This window comes from Pseudomonas sp. 2995-1, from assembly GCF_002742505.1.
Classification (GTDB): Bacteria; Pseudomonadota; Gammaproteobacteria; order Pseudomonadales; family Pseudomonadaceae; genus Aquipseudomonas; species Aquipseudomonas sivasensis.
Map to the genome: position 1 here is coordinate 1 of NZ_LJSA01000103.1, position 248 is coordinate 248.

General features: G+C 38.3%; 1 protein-coding gene. It reads left to right on the forward strand.

Annotated elements, in window-relative coordinates:
- On the forward strand, positions 1-248 hold a 248-nt coding region (locus tag AOA61_RS00325; protein WP_143521137.1), incomplete at both ends, for an SDR family NAD(P)-dependent oxidoreductase.

A 248-nucleotide genomic window follows, 5' to 3' on the forward strand; every position in this document is an offset into this window, starting at 1 on the left:
GAAATGGATGTGTCTCAGTGGGATCAAACAATTGAAACGAATTTGAAAAGTACTTTTTTATTTGTAAAACATAGTATCCCTTTAATGAAGGAAAAGGGAGGGAGTATCATCATTACTAGTTCTATAAATGGAAATAGAGACTTCTCGAATATCGGTATGTCAGCGTACAGTACTTCCAAGGCTGGTCAGACTGCCTTTATGAAGATGGCAGCACTGGAGCTTGCTAAATATAGGATACGGGTAAACGC